The sequence below is a fragment of the Candidatus Poseidonia alphae genome, from assembly GCF_943787815.1.
Classification (GTDB): domain Archaea; phylum Thermoplasmatota; class Poseidoniia; order Poseidoniales; family Poseidoniaceae; genus Poseidonia; species Poseidonia alphae.
This window is the reverse complement of sequence record NZ_CALSNW010000003.1, coordinates 595,348-611,624: the sequence shown is the minus strand read 5'-3', so window position 1 is coordinate 611,624 and position 16,277 is coordinate 595,348. Positions and strand designations below refer to the sequence as shown.

The window sequence follows — 16,277 nt, the reverse complement described above, 5'->3', positions numbered from 1 at the left end:
CCCTTGTCAGGAAAATCCTACATTGAACTTGTTTCAAGGAACAAAGATTTCCGACACCTATGGATTGCTGCAGTCATTTCCATGCTCGGTGAATGGTTCAACACCATCGCTCTATTTTTTCTCATTCTTGAGTACACTGGGAGTGAGTTTCTACTCGGTGTTTTGTTTACGGTACGCATGCTAAGTTTTGCGCTCCTGCAACCGATTATTGGGCTCCTTGCGGACCGATTTAACCGAAAAACGCTCATGGTAGTTTCAAACTTAGCACAGAGTGTGCTTGCATTGGGATTTTTGTTGGTTGATGGGCCAGAGGATATGGTTTGGATGCTTGGTCTCTCTGGAGTAATGATGATGCTTCATGGAAGTTACATGACTGCAGAAAGAGCAGCGCTGCCGAATGTGGTCGATGAAGCGGACCTCGCCACTGCCAATGCCCTTGATGCTGCATCTTGGTCCACTGCATTGTGTATCGGCGCTATGCTCGGCGGGGTTGTCGTATCGGTTTGGGGCGTTGATGCAGCCTTCATCATTGATTCGATCACATTCCTCATTGGGACGCTGTTTTTGATTAACCTGAAACTTCCACAAGAGCGAGATATTGACATGGATGGCCCTCTTTTCTCAACCGCGTTTAGGAACATTGTCAAAGGTTGGAAACGCATACGTAGCGAGCCTCGATTGTTTAGGATTGTATTTGCAAAAGCGTCCTGGAACATCGCAGGAGGAGGATTAGCTGGTGTTTTCTTGGTCCTGATGGGGGCTGACATTACTGGATTCGGTGCCGCATTTGGTTTTGGCCTGTTCTTCTTTGCCCGTGGATTAGGAACTGGCCTCGGCCCTATTTTGGCTCGAAACGTATTCACAAATCCAAATCGTTGGCCATCCCTCGTCGGTCAATTAATCGTGGGTTCTGGATTCTTTTACCTGCTCGTAGGGATGACGCTCGACATCAACCTATGGTTGACCGTCATCCTTGTCGTTATCGCACACAGCGCAAGTGGTGCAAACTGGGTTCTGTCTACCATTTTGACACAACAATGGGTGGAAGATGAAATTCGAGGTAGGGTATTTTCCACGGACATGTTGATCTTGTCCCTCGCATTCTCAGCATCTACCAGCGTCGCAGGTTATCTGATGGAGTACACTGACCTGTCAATTCAAAACGGTCTGATTATCTTCGCCGGTTTGATGATGGCCTCAGGTATAGTGTTTACCTTATGGGATACAAGCGACTCGCCAAATCATGACTCAGTAGCCTGAATGCACAGTTCGTGGGTGCAAACAGGTGGCGTGAAATACCGTCGTTCATCAGGAGAGAACGTATCCAACTGAAGGGTTGAGGACGCTCCTTCTTGAATGAACACGATTGAACTTGTGCTGGCCGGAAGGTAATCTTCTCCATTTGCTAGCAGAGAGATACGGATCCGATGTCCTTCTTCAATTTCAGCATCCAAAGGCATGAATTCCATTTTGGCGTTGATCGTTTCAACGACAGGGACCCACGTTTGAATTTCATCGCCTCCAGCATGATAACGCAAATCCATAATAGCGTGCCCAATGTGTATGCAATTATCCTCTTGATTGCAATCTTCCAACAACGCATACAATTGCCCACCCAGTGTTGCAGTGGTCACGTCAACATGGAGCCGGGGTACGCCCGCAAGATAGAGGGTACTGTTCAGAGGTTGTGATTCCCAAACCGGTCCGGAAAACAATCCCGGCGTGACGGTGGTTGACCCACCAACGTTCTCCATGACTCCTCCTAAATCCCATTCGAGGGTTGAAATATCAGCGGGAGGATATCGGTCTTCAAGCCTCCATGAACCTTGATTTGATTGAATTTCGACCCATAGCCCAGGTTGGTCACCCACACCCCTAAGATAGAAATCAAACCATTCCAGGAGGTCCTGCATCCAATCATACCTCACCATTTCAGGGAACGCTTCCCCACCGCGACCACCTAAATCTGACCTGTCATCAAGTTGAACGGGACGGTCTGGATAATCATGATCCCACTGCCCAAAGAGGCCTTTTGCATCAATACCTGCATCCTTGAGGGCGTTGATGGTTGGAACGGCCATGTGTGGGTCAACGTTCCAATCGTGCATGCCTTGGATGAGGTATACGCTTCCTGTATAATGTTGGAGAACCCTATCGAGGAAATATCGTTCAGCCCAGTATTCTCCCGCCACCTCGGACCCAAAGAGATATGCGGACACTCCTGTCCCCGGCCCGATGAGATAATCGGGGCATATGTTTTGATAATCTTCCTCATCACCATCGATTCCGTACGAACCATAAACGCCGTTGTGCATGATTGGAGCTCTCGCTTCTGCAGAGCCGTTTCTCCACATGAGTTCTTTCACACCGATCAATCCAGAAATGGGAACAATGGTCTTCAGGTAATCGTGTTCCGACCCGAACATAGCGGCTTGCCAGGGCGTGCTGCCGTCGTATGATTTACCGATCATACCAACCGCTCCATTGGACCACGTTTGCTCACCTAGCCAACGAACAGCCGCATCATTGCCGAGTTGTTCGGCATTGCCCATCAAATCCATACAATGATTGGAACGCCCTGTTCCGGATACAGATACTTGGGCGAAGGCATATCCGTGAGGAAGGAGTTGGTCAATGATCATCTGCCCTAGCCAAGTCCCGGGAACCTCAATTGTAGGAGTTTCAACGCTTTGCTCTTGGAAGTATGGGCCGAATTCAGCAATCACGGGGACCAAAGTGCCTTCTGGGACATTAGGGCGCCATACAGCGAGGCTAATGAGTCCGTTAGGAGCAGCCCCCCCTTCTTCTATTGGCATGATGTATTCAACAAAATGATGGGTTGAATTCCATTCATTGTCGGTTGAAAGGACGGTGTATGGTCCGGTTTCAATGGCGATTCCAAAATCTCCTGAGGTTTCAAAATCAAGCATTTCCCGTTCCCAAACAGGGACGCGCCCGTTGTATGCCGGCTCCTCATCGACCAAGCCCTCCATGACGGTATCGACAAAAAGGGCACCAGCGAAGAGAAAGGCAAGGGAAATGGCGATGGTTGCTCCAAAAACCAAATTGAATTCACGCTTGACGTTTACAGCAGCGACATCCTTATCTTTACCCTCCAGAAAACCGCCTCTGTTTGAACGGAATCACTAGGGATTTTTGAGGTTGCCGTGTTGCAGATTGAACGAAGATGAGGAACAATGCTCAAAGACAACCAGTTAGACCCCTCACCATGGACTCGCAGTGGGGCGCACTTCGAAAGCATATTGGAGAAGGAATTCTCCCCACACTCCCACAGCCCAAGGCCGTTGATCCTGCTGTGGACCATGCGCCCTCGAGGAGACAAGTTCTATCCAGGCGAGAAAAGAAATTGGCCTTGCGTAATGCACTACGTTATTTTGACAAACGCCACCACGCTGAGTTAGCTGCTGAGTTTCTAGCAGAGTTGAACGGATTCGGCCGAATTGTCATGAACCGATTCCGACCCACTGAATACGAAATGAAAGCGTACCCCATCGATGCGTATCCCGCACAATGTCAGGAAGCGGCCTCAATTATGTTGATGATACAGAACAATTTAGATCCCGCAGTGGCTCAATTCCCCCATGAACTCATCACTTACGGTGGGAATGGTTCGGTCTTCCAAAATTGGGCACAATATCGTCTTGTAATGAAATTCCTCTGTCAAATGACACGAGAACAAACACTTGTCATGTATTCAGGCCACCCACTCGGCTTGTTTCCGTCCTCCCCTTCTGCTCCACGTGTAGTGGTCACCAATGGCATGGTCATTCCTAACCATTCATCACCAGATGAGTATGAAAAGATGAATGCGATGGGTGTGAGTCAGTACGGTCAAATGACCGCTGGCTCATACATGTACATCGGCCCACAAGGTATTGTCCATGGGACAACAATCACTCTTCTCAATGCTGCAAGGATGCATCTGGGTTTATCTGCCTCAGAAGGCCTTGGGGGCGTGACGTTCATCACAAGCGGATTGGGCGGCATGTCCGGTGCACAAGCCAAAGCGGCAACCATTGCAGGCGCAGCATGTATCGTGGCAGAAACGAATGAACATGCAGCACGAAAACGCCACTCACAGGGCTGGCTGACAGACGTTACCGATAGCATTGATGAGGCCATTGATTTGATGGTATCTGCAGCATCGATGAAAGTGGCGATTTCGGTGGGCCTTATCGGAAACATCGTAGAATTATGGGAGCGATGCATAGAACGTGACATTCGAGTTGACCTCGGCAGTGACCAAACCAGCCTTCACAACCCGTTCCAAGGGGGATATTACCCCGCAGATTTCACCTATGAAGAAAGCACGAATATGCTTTCCGAACGCCCGGAAGAATTCGTAAGCGAAGTTAAAAAGACCCTCCGGCGTCATGCAAACGCCATCAATACGCTTAGCGAAAATGGGATGTATTTCTGGGATTATGGAAATGCATTCTTGCTTGAGGCGTCCCGCGCTGGAGCAGATGTAATGGATGAAGACGGTGGATTCCGATATCCATCGTACGTTGAAGATATCATGGGGCCAATTTGCTTTGATTATGGATTTGGACCCTATCGTTGGGTTTGCACGAGCGGAAATCCAGAAGACTTAGCCGTTACTGATTCCATTGCCGAAGAGGTCCTCGTCAAGATGTTAAAGGATGCGCCAACGAACATCCGCCAACAAATTGAGGATAACATCAGGTGGATACAACAGGCAGGTTCGAACCATCTGGTTGTCGGAAGTCAAGCTCGAATCCTCTATGCAGATGATGTCGGCCGAAGAAACATTGCAGTTGCAATGAATCGAGCTATTGGGAGCGGAGCAATTTCTGCCCCGATCGTACTTGGACGAGACCATCACGATGTTTCGGGCACAGACAGTCCGTATCGGGAAACTGCAAACATACGGGATGGTTCAATGTTTACTGCTGATATGGCCATTCAAAATGTCATCGGCGATTCCTTTAGAGGAGCCACTTGGGTGAGCATTCACAACGGTGGCGGCGTCGGGTGGGGCGAAGTCATCAATGGAGGTTTCGGCCTCCTTTTGGATGGAACGGAAGAGGCAGAAAAGAAATTGAATTCAATGCTTCACTGGGACGTTAACAACGGCGTAGCACGCCGTGCATGGGCACGTAATGATGGTGCTGAATTTGCAATTCAAAGAGCCATGGATTTGGAGCCCCTGTTGGAAGTAACCCTTCCCAATCATGCAGATGATGATTTAATCAATGATATCTTGGAGCGATTGTGATGGAAGGACATACAGTTTTTGTTGACGGTGAAACCCTATCGCCAAGTGAAGTGCTCATGGTAGCTGAAGGCAAATCGATGGTTGAAGTCTCGCCGGATGCATGGCCGGGGATTCATGCATCACGAGCAGTCGTAGAGCGCATCGTTCAAAACGATGAAACTGTATATGGGATTAACACAGGTTTTGGTGCGTTGGTCAATCAACGGATTTCATCCGATGACCTGGCTCAATTGCAGGTCAACCTTATTCGATCTCACGCAACTGCACTTGGGCCGTTAATGACGGTTACAGAAGTAAGGGCGATGATGGTGATTCGACTCAATTCCCTCTGCAAAGGACATTCGGGCATCCAACCCCATTGCATTGAACAACTGGTCCTCTTCTTGAATTCACACATCCATCCTGCGGTTCCAAGAATCGGAAGTTTGGGTGCTAGCGGAGACTTGGCACCGCTTTCACATTTAGCGCTCGCTCTGATTGGCGAAGGTGAAGTGATCCAAGACGATGGAACACTGACATCAACTTCTGATGTACTTTTCACCATGGGAGTTATGCCGGTTCAACTGACTGCAAAAGATGGATTGTCACTCATCAACGGGACCAGTCAAATGGCTGCTTATTCAACGCTATCTCACCAGCGATTGAAACATCTTCTACCGTTGGCCGACATCATTCTTTGTACGTCGATGGAAGCTCGAAAATGCAGTGTTAGCCCATCAAACGAACTTGTCCATAAAGCACGACCACATCCGGGGCAATCTTTGGTGGCTCAACGTATACGTGTGCTTCTCAATCAATCACCCATCGTGAGCAGTCATGCTGAATGTGACCGCGTACAAGATGCGTACTCATTCCGTTGTGCACCACAAGTCCATGGGGCAGTTCTTGAGGCGTTTCACCGACTGGATGCGATGATTAACACAGAACTGAACAGTGCAACGGACAACCCGCTTATCTTCCCTACGCCGGAACGGCCTGGCGTTCATGAGGTTGTATCCCAAGGGAACTTCCATGGTGAAATATTGGCCCTTACGGCAGACTTTGTCAGCCTCGCACTGTTTGAGTTGGGTTCCATCAGTGAACGAAGAATTGACCAGATGGTTGACCCAGCCAGAAGTGAACTTCCCGCTTTCCTTGCACAACATTCTGGACTTGAATCGGGTTTGATGATCGTACAGTACGTGGCCGGTGCTTCTCTTGGCGAATTACGAGGGCACGCTTCACCGCGGACAGCCTTTTCCACCTCGACATCGGCTGGACAAGAAGACCATGTGAGCATGGGGGCTACAGCTACTTGGAACCTGTATCAAGCAACAGAACGCCTTGCAGAGGTACTTGCGTGTGAGGCGATGGTGGCCTGTCAAGCATTGGAATTTGAACCCCTCAGCCCAGCACCACACATTTCCGGATTTCACCAACTCGTTCGAACAATAATTCCGCCCTTGCAGGGTGATCGTTCAACATCCAAAGAACTGCGAGCACTTTCGGCCATCTTACTCGAAGGCTCTTGGTTGGCTCGAATCGAATCCGAATACGGCCGACTCCCATCATGAAAGTTCATGAAGCATAGAGCTGATTTCATCAAGACCGGTTAATTGCATAATTCGAAACATCGTCACCTCAAAGGTCGTTACATCAATTTTAGCCTTGTGTGAATCCAATAAGCGGGCTAATTCTACGGCCGTTCGGATTTTTTCTTCCACAGAAAGGTACAATTGATGGATTTTGGGATCGTCATGAAGCGATAGTGCAGGCTCCAATTCCGATACGTCAAAACCCATACGCCTCCATTGCAACATCCGCTTTGATAATTGATTCTTATTGAATCCAAGCGACGGCAAGGTGGTGAGATGGACCAACAATCGGGCATCATCATCATCATCAGGCGTGAATGGGTCCAGTTTGGATTGTTCTGTGAACAAAAGATCAGTGGTAAGTGTGGGTTCCATTGATTGAGAATGTTCGATGGCTGGGGCAATTGAGCGTATTCTTGCCCAATCAATGGCGTCAAAGGCGAGCGCATCCATCGGAAAGAGAAGTGTGTGGTTGGTATTGGCGGCTGCAGTTTCAATTCTCTGAAGCAGGTTCATGGCTGAATCGATCCCCTCCTTTTGGACAATCCAGTTGAGCCCTTCAACAACTGAGATCCCGTTTTCTTCGCCCTCTATGAACGAGGCAAGAAGGCCATGTATGGCCTGAGTAGTGGGTCGTACGGACTGTGGGGTGTCCTGTTCGGATAACCAATAACAATCATATTCATTCAACGATAAATGACGCAGTAACGTTCGCTGGGGCAATCGACTGATGCAGAGTTTTTTCCCTCCATGCCCTTCGGATAACCTCTCGACTTCTGAAAACAAATCGTCGTGATTGGAGATTTCCAAGGAGTACATTCCGGTCAACATACCCTCACCTATTACGAGCCACAACCGAGGCGCCATAAGGAATTTTATCCCCTCTGTTAGGAAATTGCCGTGAATGATTATATCTATCCCCGTCATCCCACTAATAGGTGGAATCATGAGCGATGATGAAAACGACTCTGTTAAGATGGCAGAATGTGGCGCATGCAGGACAGTAATACCTCTTGATTCCAAAGAATGTCCGGAGTGTCAAACCAAATTTTCGGGAGTTTCTGAAGAAGCACTGGGGGAATGCGGTGCATGCAACAAATTAGTTCCCCTCGATTCGACTCGCTGCCCAGAATGTGGGGTTGTCTTCGTCGCAGATGACGTCGTGGATATTTTGAGGAATTGGGTGAATAACACGGGCGTAGATATTCGTAAGTTGTTTGACCGGTTTGATGAAAATTCAGACGGCATGATCGACACGGGAGAACTCAAGCGCGGACTGCTTAGTCTCAATCTAGCTGACTTGCCTTTGACCCAAGTAGAGCGCTTGGTTAAAGAAATCGATAGGGATGAAAATGGTTTGATTGATTTGGACGAATTTGAGGTCATACTTACGGGCAGCCATGACCCATCAATGGACGAACACCAAGAATCAGATGAAGGGCCGATTGATGAAGAAGCGGAAGTTGACGTAGACCTAATTGATGATGGTTCTGAAGAAGCCGATCAAGAAGAAATTGACGAAGAACAAGCCAACGAGGACGAATCGGATGAAGACGAAGATGATGAATCCTCAACGGATGATGACTCGGATGGAAATGACGAAGACCTTGAGGCCGAAATGGACGAAGAAGACTTTGAACTTGAGGAAGAAGAGGTAAAATCTGAATTTCATTCTCCCCTCTATGCCCTCGCGGACTTGATGGACCAGCATGATATCTCTGCACAACGTCTCTTTAATGACCTTGATAAAGATGGAAACGGTCAGATTTCCCTAACAGAACTGGTCGCGGTGATCAATGAAAAATACAGTGATCTCATTGACATCAAAGAAGTAGAAGGAATCATGAACAAAATGGACTCGGACGGAGACGGGATGATCGACCTCATTGAATTTACAGAATCCATGGAGTCGGTGGAGGACGAAGAGGAAGGGGAAGAAAAGGAATTCCCAACTCCAATGCAGCGACGGATGATGTCAAAATCATGGAACGATGCTGTTTGGCCACTCATCCACACTGGTTTTGGAATCATGATCGTACTCTTACTTGTAAACGCATTATTTGGTCCAGTTGATGGAAGTGGTGGAATGGTTGAATATTCAGCCAAGGACCCAAGTACAATCATCATGGGAGATGATAATGTCCAACTCACAGAGGGCATGGTCTATGCTTGCGACCCAATTTATCAGAAAGGGGAATGTTCCAACTCCCTTACTCCGTTCTCTGGAGAATCCAGTTCCATGCCCAAAGGGTTTTATCTGGATGGAATCATCTTTACAGTCCTTGGTATAGCTGGTTTACTGGGTAGCCTCATCACGCATCTTGCAATTGTACCCTCCTGGAGAGCACGAGCGCGTGCTATGAAAGAAGTCAATGAGGACAAGGAAGAAGCAGAACAAATCGATTCCGATGATGATGATTCCGAATCGGAAGATGAAGAAGGTGAGAATGACCTCGAGGATGAAGAATCATACGATGATGAAGATGACGCCGGTGATGACGATTCTAATGAGGAACCAGATGAAGATGAAGAAGACGACCCTATTGACATTGGTTCTCATGTCGGATTGACCTTTGATGACGAAGAAATCTTCGGGACCATTCTTGAATTCGATGACGATGAAGGCACTGTCACCATCAAAGAAGACGGGACTGGCGATGAAGTCACTGGATATCAAGAAGACATGTTTGTCGAGTGATACCGAATGTCCGAAGACAATCTTGACCAATTTTTGGGCATTGAATCCTGTCCAGTTTGTGGTTGTTTAGAACGAAAAGGAACGTACCGTTGCCCCGAATGCGGGACCTTTCATGCAGGCTCTATCATGGAGGAAAGAGAAGCTCCGCCCCCGATGGAAGATATTGATGCCGAAAAGCCAGATTTGGATCCAAGAAATTACTCACTCGGACCCAATCAGGCTGTCCCTGAAGAAACTTTTCAACAATCTGATGATGTCAAAGTTTGGGATGGTGGGAGCAGTGACTTCATGTTTGAAGATGATGATGAACCAATCCACATTGAATCTAAAATTGTGGAAGTACTTGAGCCGGAACACCTAGGTGATGAAGATTAATTGTTTGCTTTTGTGCCGGCATTTAGTGAATCCGTTTTAGCAAAAGCATACGATGTTAATTCAATGGTGGGCTCGGAGAGAATCGAACTCTCGATCTTTGCCATGTCAAGGCAACGTCATAAACCCCTAGACCACGAGCCCTAGGTAGATTGAGCCACCGTACTTCGGTATTAAACCAATTCGGTGGAGGCTTGAGAAAGGTCAACTCACAATTTTAGAGATCTTTCCGGTACATCCTGCCTGAGAGCAGGTACCAGCCATTCGCGTTCTGCCGTTTTTCATTTTGATGAGTTGACCGTCCTTAATTGGACCATAGGTTTTACACTTCAAACAATATCCATCTACGCCTGACATGATGTTCAATTCCTTCGAAATACACATTCAATTTGAACGCTTCGTCAATTTTTCAAATAATCATGGAATTTCCAGCCCCGAGGGTAGGTTTGGAGGGGGATTTTTCCATCTTTTTGGAAATTCTTCGCGATGGTGTACCTCCAAAAGGGATACTGCGAAGCATAATGCATCATTCGTCTCCCCTCAAATTACCACCTCTGCGGATACTTGTCGCATAACTCACATTATGCGACGCATGGGGGTGCGTAATTTTACAGTTTAGCTGGATGAATTCAAAACCAACTCATCTGGTGACAATTCGAACACACCTACAAGGGGTGGACCCAGCAAAAGTCCTTCGATACCTCCGTCTTTGGGATCAAGTACTGTTTGTATTTCTTGGGAAATACGTTTCCAATCTTTTTGGCTCTTGAATACAGATTGAACAAGAAGCATGGTCTTGTCCACCGGACCTCGCCCCAGCCATGCAGCAACACACCCTGGTTGTCTACGTTTGTATTCTTGGCGAGATTGTAATTTCCTACGTAACTTGGCATCTTTTCCTTTTGCCCCAGAGCAAACAATCGTTTCAACCCAATACATGATAATCATCCTTTCGTTATTTGTAAATCAATTAATATATGAGTCATAAGCCTTACAATTGCAGGTAATTCAATGGATGAGGACTTCACCTTCAAGCACCGTTGAATGAAACGGAGTATGACTCGGTTGTAAAGCCCAGGACTCCCAATGTGGACTATCGAGCACGTTGAAGTTGGCAACAGCGCCAATTGAAAGGCGGCCATGGGGGTTTCCCGAAGGATGTGGCGTTGATTGACCAGCTTGTGACGTGACCGCAAACAATGCGTCGAGGGGATTCATCCCGCAACGTTGCACCATGAGGGAACCCATGAAGGGAAGGCTCAAAGTTTGACAGTTTGGATTGAAGTCAGTAGCGAGTGTGAAATCGATCTCATGTTCAACCATGGTTTTCATGGAAGGCCATGAATCACCCATTGCATAAGGAGTCCCAGGCAAAAATCCAGTGATGACGCCTGCCTTTTGCATGTCGAGGCGTGCGTCCATTGGAGTATGGTACGAATGGTCGGCCGTATCCACTTTCAGTTCAGCAGCAAGTTCCCCTCCGCCTCCGTTTGAAAATTCATCGATATGCATTCTGAGTGAAAGTCCGGCGGCTCGAGATTCTTTCAACAGCGATTCACTGTGCTCGAGTGAAAACCAGCCTGGTTCACAGAACACATCAGCCGACCGAGCCAAACCTTGTTCAACAACAGCTGGAAGTTGATCACTCAACAATTCATCAACATATTCCTCCATCGACAGAGGTGATGGGACATCATGAGCACCAAGCCACGTACAATCGGTAGTCGGGAGATGTTTGATTTCTCCCAGCCTGTGGCCAACTTCAATAAGTTTTAATTCCGTAGTTGTATCAAGCCCGTACCCGCTTTTCACTTCTAAATGGGTCGTTCCGCTACGTAAAGCCGCCCTCATCCGCGAGTATCCAAGACGAAACAATTCATCCTTCGAAGTGGTCCGTGTTGCTGAAGTCGTATGTGCAATACCGCCTCCCATTTGCGAGATTTCAGTGTAGTTTTTTCCCTCTTGTCGCCATCGTACTTCTTGGGAACGATCCCCCGCCCATACCAAATGCGTATGGGAATCAATGAGCCCCGGGATGATTGCCTTCCCTCCAAGGGACCGAATGTTGAGTTCATCAATCAGAGTCGGTTCATCGCCATGATAGGAAAACTCTTCCCGCATCTCCTGTGATGGTTGAATTCTTGTTATTACGCCGCCTTCTACAAGAATCCCCATCCCTTCAGCAAATATTGATTCTTCAATAGGGCGTGAGCTTGGATGCATCAATGTATTTTCGAAGTGGACCATGGGTCCAGCATCAACCAGTAACGTCGGCACAAACACTCCTAGGCAAAGAGGGTTGAAGAACAATGGCTTCCTCATCGTGTCATGTCAGGTTGGACGCTGGGCATTGAAACGACCGCCCACACCCTTTCTTTTGGGCTGGTAGATGCCGACGGAGTTCCCTTTCCATCGGCTTCTGACACGTTACGGCCTGACCAGGGTGGAATCCATCCCAGAGAGGCTGCCGATCATCACAAAGATGTTGCAGGCCATCTTTTTCGCCAGATTTTAGAGCAACAATCTCTGTCACCATCCGACATTACCACGGTGGCGTATTCCCAAGGTCCAGGGTTGGGTCCGTGCCTGAGGGTAGGTGCTGCGATAGCAAGAGGATTATCCTCTCGCCTCAACGCCCCTCTTGTTGGGGTCAATCACTGTGTTGCCCACATCGAAATTGGGCGGCAGCAATGTGGATGTGACGACCCGGTTTTGCTGTATGTATCCGGTGGAAATACACAGGTCATCGCTCGGCTAAATGGCCGATACCGCGTATTGGGTGAGACCTTGGACATCGGCATTGGTAACATGTTGGATAAGTTCGCACGGGCTCAAGGCATACCTTTCCCAGGAGGCCCGGTGATTGAGCAAAAGGCTAGCGAATATCTGAAATCCAACCCTAATCCATCCATGGAGGGGTTGCGCCTACCGTATGCAGTTCGGGGGATGGACCTTGCTTTTTCTGGGTTGATGACCGCTGCCCAGCGACTTATTGAGAACGGTGCATCATTGGAATCCGTATGTTGGTCGTTGCAGGAGCACGCATTTGCTGCATGTGTAGAGGTGGCCGAACGGGCCATGGCCCATACGGGTAAACGTGAACTTCTTCTTGGTGGTGGTGTTGCTTGCAATGAAAGAATTCGTAACATGTGCAATGAGATGGCATCCGACAGAGATGGCACTTCACACGCCCCCCCCAAAATGTATTGCATTGACAATGGGACGATGATTGCTCGGCTCGGCTGGCTCGAAGCGACAAAAAGGTCCACGAAACTCAGTGAGAGTGCAATCGACCAATATCTGCGCACTGACCAGACGCCAATTGTTTGGCCCTAATGCGATTTCAATCCATACGGTTTTAACGGGTGGAGTCCGGCCAATGGTTGGGGGAATAGCACATTAACCGCAGGCCACGTCGCAACGAACCGTTCAATCCATTCGCAAAAGATGCATCTCAACAGCATCAAAAGCGCCGGAGCGAACAAGCGCGACAGCCTGTCCGACGCCCCGAAGCCACACCAGAACCCGTGGCTAAACCAGTTGACATTAAGGCAGACCTCGAGCGAAAACAAAGGGAAGCCAAACAAAAACTTGTCCAGAAAGGTGATGTTTCGGCTCCAGTAGTCAAACCTGCATCGATCCCAACTGCTCCACAGAAGCAACAACCAAAATCATCACTCAATCAAACTCGGGAAGAGCGACTCGCAGACATGCGACGGAAATCTGAGGAATTGAAGAAAGCTGGCGCTGCTCTGAAGGCAGATTCAAGCGCTGTACCAGCGGCGACCGAATTGGTTGAACAAGTCGAAGCACAAACAACCGTTGTTGAATCTACAGGTGCCGTTCAACTTCCTGCTCAGTCTATTGCTAGCGAGGCCGCAATCCGTGTCAAAAACGTATTCAAGAAAATCGAAACTAAGGTTGCCATTCCCACAAACGACCGTCGACGTGGAAAGCGACGCTTTGACAAGAAAGGTGGCGGAAGGCAGAAGCAAGAACGCAAACTCAACCGGCAAAAGTACTTGGAATACAAGTATGCAGCCAAGGACATTTTGGATAATCCAAATGTCCCAGAAGAGCATCGCTCAAACGTCCTCGGACAAGTTTGGGCAAAAGGTGAACGCATTGGTATTGAAGAATCCGTAGCATTCATCGAACAAAAAGAACTCGAATTGATTCTGCCGTCAGATGTGGCACTTAAATTGCGAGACCTCGTCAAAAGAATGACAACGAAGAGATGATACAATGTCCGATAACACAGTAAAAGAAAACTCAGTAGCAAGCGTACACTATACAGGGACCCTCCCCGATTCAGGCGAGGTTTTCGATTCAAGTGAGGGTCGTGACCCGTTGACATTCCTTGTTGGCCACCGGCAAATGATTCCAGGTTTTGAAGAGGAAATGATGGGAGCTGCCGTTGGAGAGCGAAGAGAATTCACCCTCACTCCTGAGCGGGCATACGGTGATCGAGATGATGATGCCGTTATGCAAATCCCACGAGAAAATTTTGCGCCCTTGGAAGAAGAAGCAAAACTCGAAGTAGGCATGCAACTGGTGGCTCAGATGCCCCATGGCCCATCTCCATTTACCATCATTGAACTGACAGAAGAACTCGTAACCGGTGATTTCAACCACGCATTGGCTGGTAAATCACTCACGTTTTCGGTTGAGGTAGTTGAACTTCGAGATGCATCCGAAGAAGAACTCTCCCACGGTCACGTCCATGGACCTGGCGGACACCACCACTGAAACTCAAGCGAGGCTTGATGAAGTCCCGACTCGTGAAGGTATCATGGCCCCCTTGAGAAAGGATAGTTGGAAAACCCTTAGCGGTATTGATTTGCCACTCACAGGGACCCCTAGTGGCCCGTTTACACTCGCCGATGCTGGTTCCCCACCGTATACGAGGGGTATTCACTCCACAATGTACAGGTCTCGGTTATGGACCATGAGACAGTATGCGGGATTCTCCAGTGCTACTGAGACCAATAAACGATTCAAATTACTCCTCGAGAGGGGGCAAATGGGTCTATCGGTAGCTTTTGACTTACCAACGCAACTTGGTTTAGATGCGGATGATGACCTGTCGTATGGAGAGGTGGGGAAGGTTGGAGTATCCATCTCCTCGGTGGAGGATATGATCACACTTTTTGACGGCATCCCACTGAACAAAGTCAGTACTTCAATGACCATCAATGCCCCCGCAATGGTGCTGCTGGCCATGTATGTGGTTGCAGGTGAAGAACAAGGAGCTGGGATGGATGAACTGAGAGGGACCATTCAAAATGACATTCTCAAAGAATACATCGCCCGCGGAACATATGTATTTCCACCTGATCCGAGCATGCGATTAATTACAGACATATTCCAGTACTGCTCGACCAATATCCCTCGCTGGAACACGATATCCATTTCAGGGTACCATATTCGTGAGGCTGGTTCTACTGCCGTCCAAGAATTGGGATTCACAGTAGCAAATGCACTTGCATACGTTGATTCAGCATTGAAAGCGGGAATGGATATCGATGACTTCGCCCCACAACTATCCTTTTTCTTCAACTGCCACAATGATTTCTTTGAAGAAGCCGCTAAATTCAGAGCAGCAAGAAAACTATGGTATGATTTGATGCAGGAGCGATATTCACCCAAACATCCTAAGTCATCCATGTTACGATTCCATACGCAAGTTGCTGGCGTGAGCCTCACTGCACAGCAACCTCTCAACAATGTAGCCCGAGTCACGATTCAAGCGTTAGCAGCAGTTCTCGGCGGCACTCAAAGTTTACACACCAATTCGTACGATGAGGCGCTCGGCCTACCTACGGAAACATCCGCTACCGTTGCTCTAAGAACACAACAAATCATTGCAGAAGAATCAGGGGTCGCGGACGTGGTAGACCCACTGGGTGGGTCTTGGTATGTTGAATCACTCACAAAGACGATCTATCAACGCGCCAAGAATTTAATCGATATTATCGAAGCAAAGGGTGGCGCAATGGCGGCCATTGAGCAAGGATGGCAACAACAAGAGATACACCAATCAGCCTACCAACACATGAACGAAATCGAGTCCAATCAACGGCTCATCGTGGGGGTCAATCATGGCGTCATGGATGAGCAATCCACCTTCCCTGCCCAGAAACTTAATCCCAAAATAGGCGAAGAACAGGTCGCTCGTCTTGAGTTACTACGGGTCAGCAGAAACCAAAGCGAGGTCGATAAATGGCTCAATATGATTAGCAAGGCTGCCTCTGATGGTGGAAATTTGTTCCCCTATGTCATTGATGCCGTACGAGCCAGAGCGACTCTTGGCGAGATTATGGGCGTTTTGAAAGAGGAATTCGGGACGTACATGGCGCCCAGTGGATTTTGA

The 16,277-nt window shown here is 48.3% G+C and carries 14 protein-coding genes and 1 tRNA gene; 9 read left to right on the top strand and 6 right to left on the bottom strand.

Annotation, left to right across the window (positions count from 1 at the left end; genetic code table 11):
• Positions 1-3 precede the first annotated feature (3 nt).
• Positions 4-1,260 (top strand): MFS transporter, encoded by a 1,257-nt coding sequence (locus AAA857_RS07360; RefSeq protein ID WP_338174305.1) that lies wholly within the window; start codon positions 4-6, stop codon positions 1,258-1,260.
• Here AAA857_RS07360 and AAA857_RS07355 read toward each other — a convergent pair.
• Positions 1,242-3,065: a CocE/NonD family hydrolase gene (locus tag AAA857_RS07355; RefSeq protein WP_338174304.1), complete on the bottom strand. Its 1,824-nt coding sequence runs from the start codon at positions 3,063-3,065 to the stop codon at positions 1,242-1,244. The two genes, AAA857_RS07360 and AAA857_RS07355, sit on opposite strands and share 19 nt — an antisense overlap.
• A gap of 164 nt (positions 3,066-3,229) precedes the next feature.
• On the opposite strand from AAA857_RS07355, the gene AAA857_RS07350 reads away from it, so the two are divergent.
• Positions 3,230-5,260 carry a urocanate hydratase gene (locus AAA857_RS07350; RefSeq protein ID WP_338174303.1) on the top strand — a complete coding sequence of 677 codons (2,031 nt, stop codon included), beginning with the start codon at positions 3,230-3,232 and terminating at the stop codon, positions 5,258-5,260.
• The gene (hutH, locus tag AAA857_RS07345; RefSeq protein WP_338174302.1) at positions 5,260-6,813 is read left to right on the top strand and encodes a histidine ammonia-lyase; all 1,554 of its coding nucleotides are present in this window, start codon (positions 5,260-5,262) and stop codon (positions 6,811-6,813) included. The genes AAA857_RS07350 and hutH overlap by 1 nt, the downstream gene beginning before the upstream one ends.
• Here the strand turns inward: hutH and AAA857_RS07340 are convergent.
• On the bottom strand, positions 6,808-7,665 hold the full coding sequence (locus AAA857_RS07340; RefSeq protein WP_338174300.1) for a DUF835 domain-containing protein: 858 nt from the start codon (positions 7,663-7,665) through the stop codon (positions 6,808-6,810). The genes hutH and AAA857_RS07340 overlap by 6 nt on opposite strands.
• Positions 7,666-7,780: 115 nt before the next feature.
• Here AAA857_RS07340 and AAA857_RS07335 point away from each other — a divergent pair, with 115 nt between their 5' ends.
• Both AAA857_RS07335 and AAA857_RS07330 read left to right on the top strand, forming a co-directional pair.
• Positions 7,781-9,532, top strand: a complete 1,752-nt coding sequence (locus tag AAA857_RS07335; protein WP_338174299.1) for an EF-hand domain-containing protein — start codon at positions 7,781-7,783, stop codon at positions 9,530-9,532.
• A 6-nt stretch (positions 9,533-9,538) separates the two neighbouring features.
• Positions 9,539-9,907, top strand: a complete 369-nt coding sequence (locus tag AAA857_RS07330) for a hypothetical protein (protein WP_338174298.1) — start codon at positions 9,539-9,541, stop codon at positions 9,905-9,907.
• Between the two features lie 64 nt (positions 9,908-9,971).
• Here AAA857_RS07330 and AAA857_RS07325 read toward each other — a convergent pair.
• The 4 genes from AAA857_RS07325 to hutI form a co-directional block, all read right to left on the bottom strand.
• Positions 9,972-10,048 (bottom strand) — tRNA-Val (locus AAA857_RS07325).
• A gap of 60 nt (positions 10,049-10,108) precedes the next feature.
• Complete coding sequence (locus tag AAA857_RS07320; protein ID WP_338174297.1) at positions 10,109-10,288, bottom strand: hypothetical protein; 180 nt, start codon at positions 10,286-10,288, stop codon at positions 10,109-10,111.
• Positions 10,289-10,519: 231 nt separating this feature from the next.
• Positions 10,520-10,843, bottom strand: a complete 324-nt coding sequence (locus tag AAA857_RS07315; RefSeq protein WP_338174296.1) for a hypothetical protein — start codon at positions 10,841-10,843, stop codon at positions 10,520-10,522.
• A gap of 69 nt (positions 10,844-10,912) precedes the next feature.
• Positions 10,913-12,181 (bottom strand): imidazolonepropionase, encoded by a 1,269-nt coding sequence (hutI, locus tag AAA857_RS07310; protein ID WP_338174295.1) that lies wholly within the window; start codon positions 12,179-12,181, stop codon positions 10,913-10,915.
• Between the two features lie 51 nt (positions 12,182-12,232).
• Here hutI and AAA857_RS07305 point away from each other — a divergent pair, with 51 nt between their 5' ends.
• The 4 genes from AAA857_RS07305 to AAA857_RS07290 all read left to right on the top strand — a co-directional run bounded on the left by AAA857_RS07305 (position 12,233) and on the right by AAA857_RS07290 (position 16,277).
• Positions 12,233-13,240 carry a bifunctional N(6)-L-threonylcarbamoyladenine synthase/serine/threonine protein kinase gene (locus tag AAA857_RS07305; protein WP_338174294.1) on the top strand — a complete coding sequence of 336 codons (1,008 nt, stop codon included), beginning with the start codon at positions 12,233-12,235 and terminating at the stop codon, positions 13,238-13,240.
• Between the two features lie 191 nt (positions 13,241-13,431).
• A complete protein-coding gene (locus tag AAA857_RS07300) occupies positions 13,432-14,145 on the top strand; it encodes a hypothetical protein (RefSeq protein ID WP_338174293.1) in 714 nt (237 codons plus the stop codon).
• A gap of 4 nt (positions 14,146-14,149) precedes the next feature.
• Complete coding sequence (locus AAA857_RS07295; protein WP_338174292.1) at positions 14,150-14,653, top strand: peptidylprolyl isomerase; 504 nt, start codon at positions 14,150-14,152, stop codon at positions 14,651-14,653.
• Positions 14,628-16,277 carry a methylmalonyl-CoA mutase family protein gene (locus AAA857_RS07290; RefSeq protein ID WP_338174291.1) on the top strand — a complete coding sequence of 550 codons (1,650 nt, stop codon included), beginning with the start codon at positions 14,628-14,630 and terminating at the stop codon, positions 16,275-16,277. Before AAA857_RS07295 ends, AAA857_RS07290 begins: the two co-directional genes overlap by 26 nt.

Excerpts from the sequence above, each read along its gene's own strand:
- AAA857_RS07305 (WP_338174294.1), top strand. The coding sequence starts at position 12,233 with ATGTCAGGTTGGACGCTGGGCATTGAAACGACCGCCCACACCCTTTCT.
- AAA857_RS07290 (WP_338174291.1), top strand. The coding sequence starts at position 14,628 with ATGGACCTGGCGGACACCACCACTGAAACTCAAGCGAGGCTTGATGAA.
- AAA857_RS07340 (WP_338174300.1), bottom strand. The coding sequence starts at position 7,665 with ATGTTGACCGGAATGTACTCCTTGGAAATCTCCAATCACGACGATTTG.
- hutH (WP_338174302.1), top strand. The coding sequence starts at position 5,260 with ATGGAAGGACATACAGTTTTTGTTGACGGTGAAACCCTATCGCCAAGT.
- AAA857_RS07295 (WP_338174292.1), top strand. The coding sequence starts at position 14,150 with ATGTCCGATAACACAGTAAAAGAAAACTCAGTAGCAAGCGTACACTAT.
- AAA857_RS07315 (WP_338174296.1), bottom strand. The coding sequence starts at position 10,843 with ATGTATTGGGTTGAAACGATTGTTTGCTCTGGGGCAAAAGGAAAAGAT.
- AAA857_RS07350 (WP_338174303.1), top strand. The coding sequence starts at position 3,230 with ATGGACTCGCAGTGGGGCGCACTTCGAAAGCATATTGGAGAAGGAATT.
- AAA857_RS07320 (WP_338174297.1), bottom strand. The coding sequence starts at position 10,288 with ATGTGTATTTCGAAGGAATTGAACATCATGTCAGGCGTAGATGGATAT.
- AAA857_RS07330 (WP_338174298.1), top strand. The coding sequence starts at position 9,539 with ATGTCCGAAGACAATCTTGACCAATTTTTGGGCATTGAATCCTGTCCA.
- AAA857_RS07335 (WP_338174299.1), top strand. The coding sequence starts at position 7,781 with ATGAGCGATGATGAAAACGACTCTGTTAAGATGGCAGAATGTGGCGCA.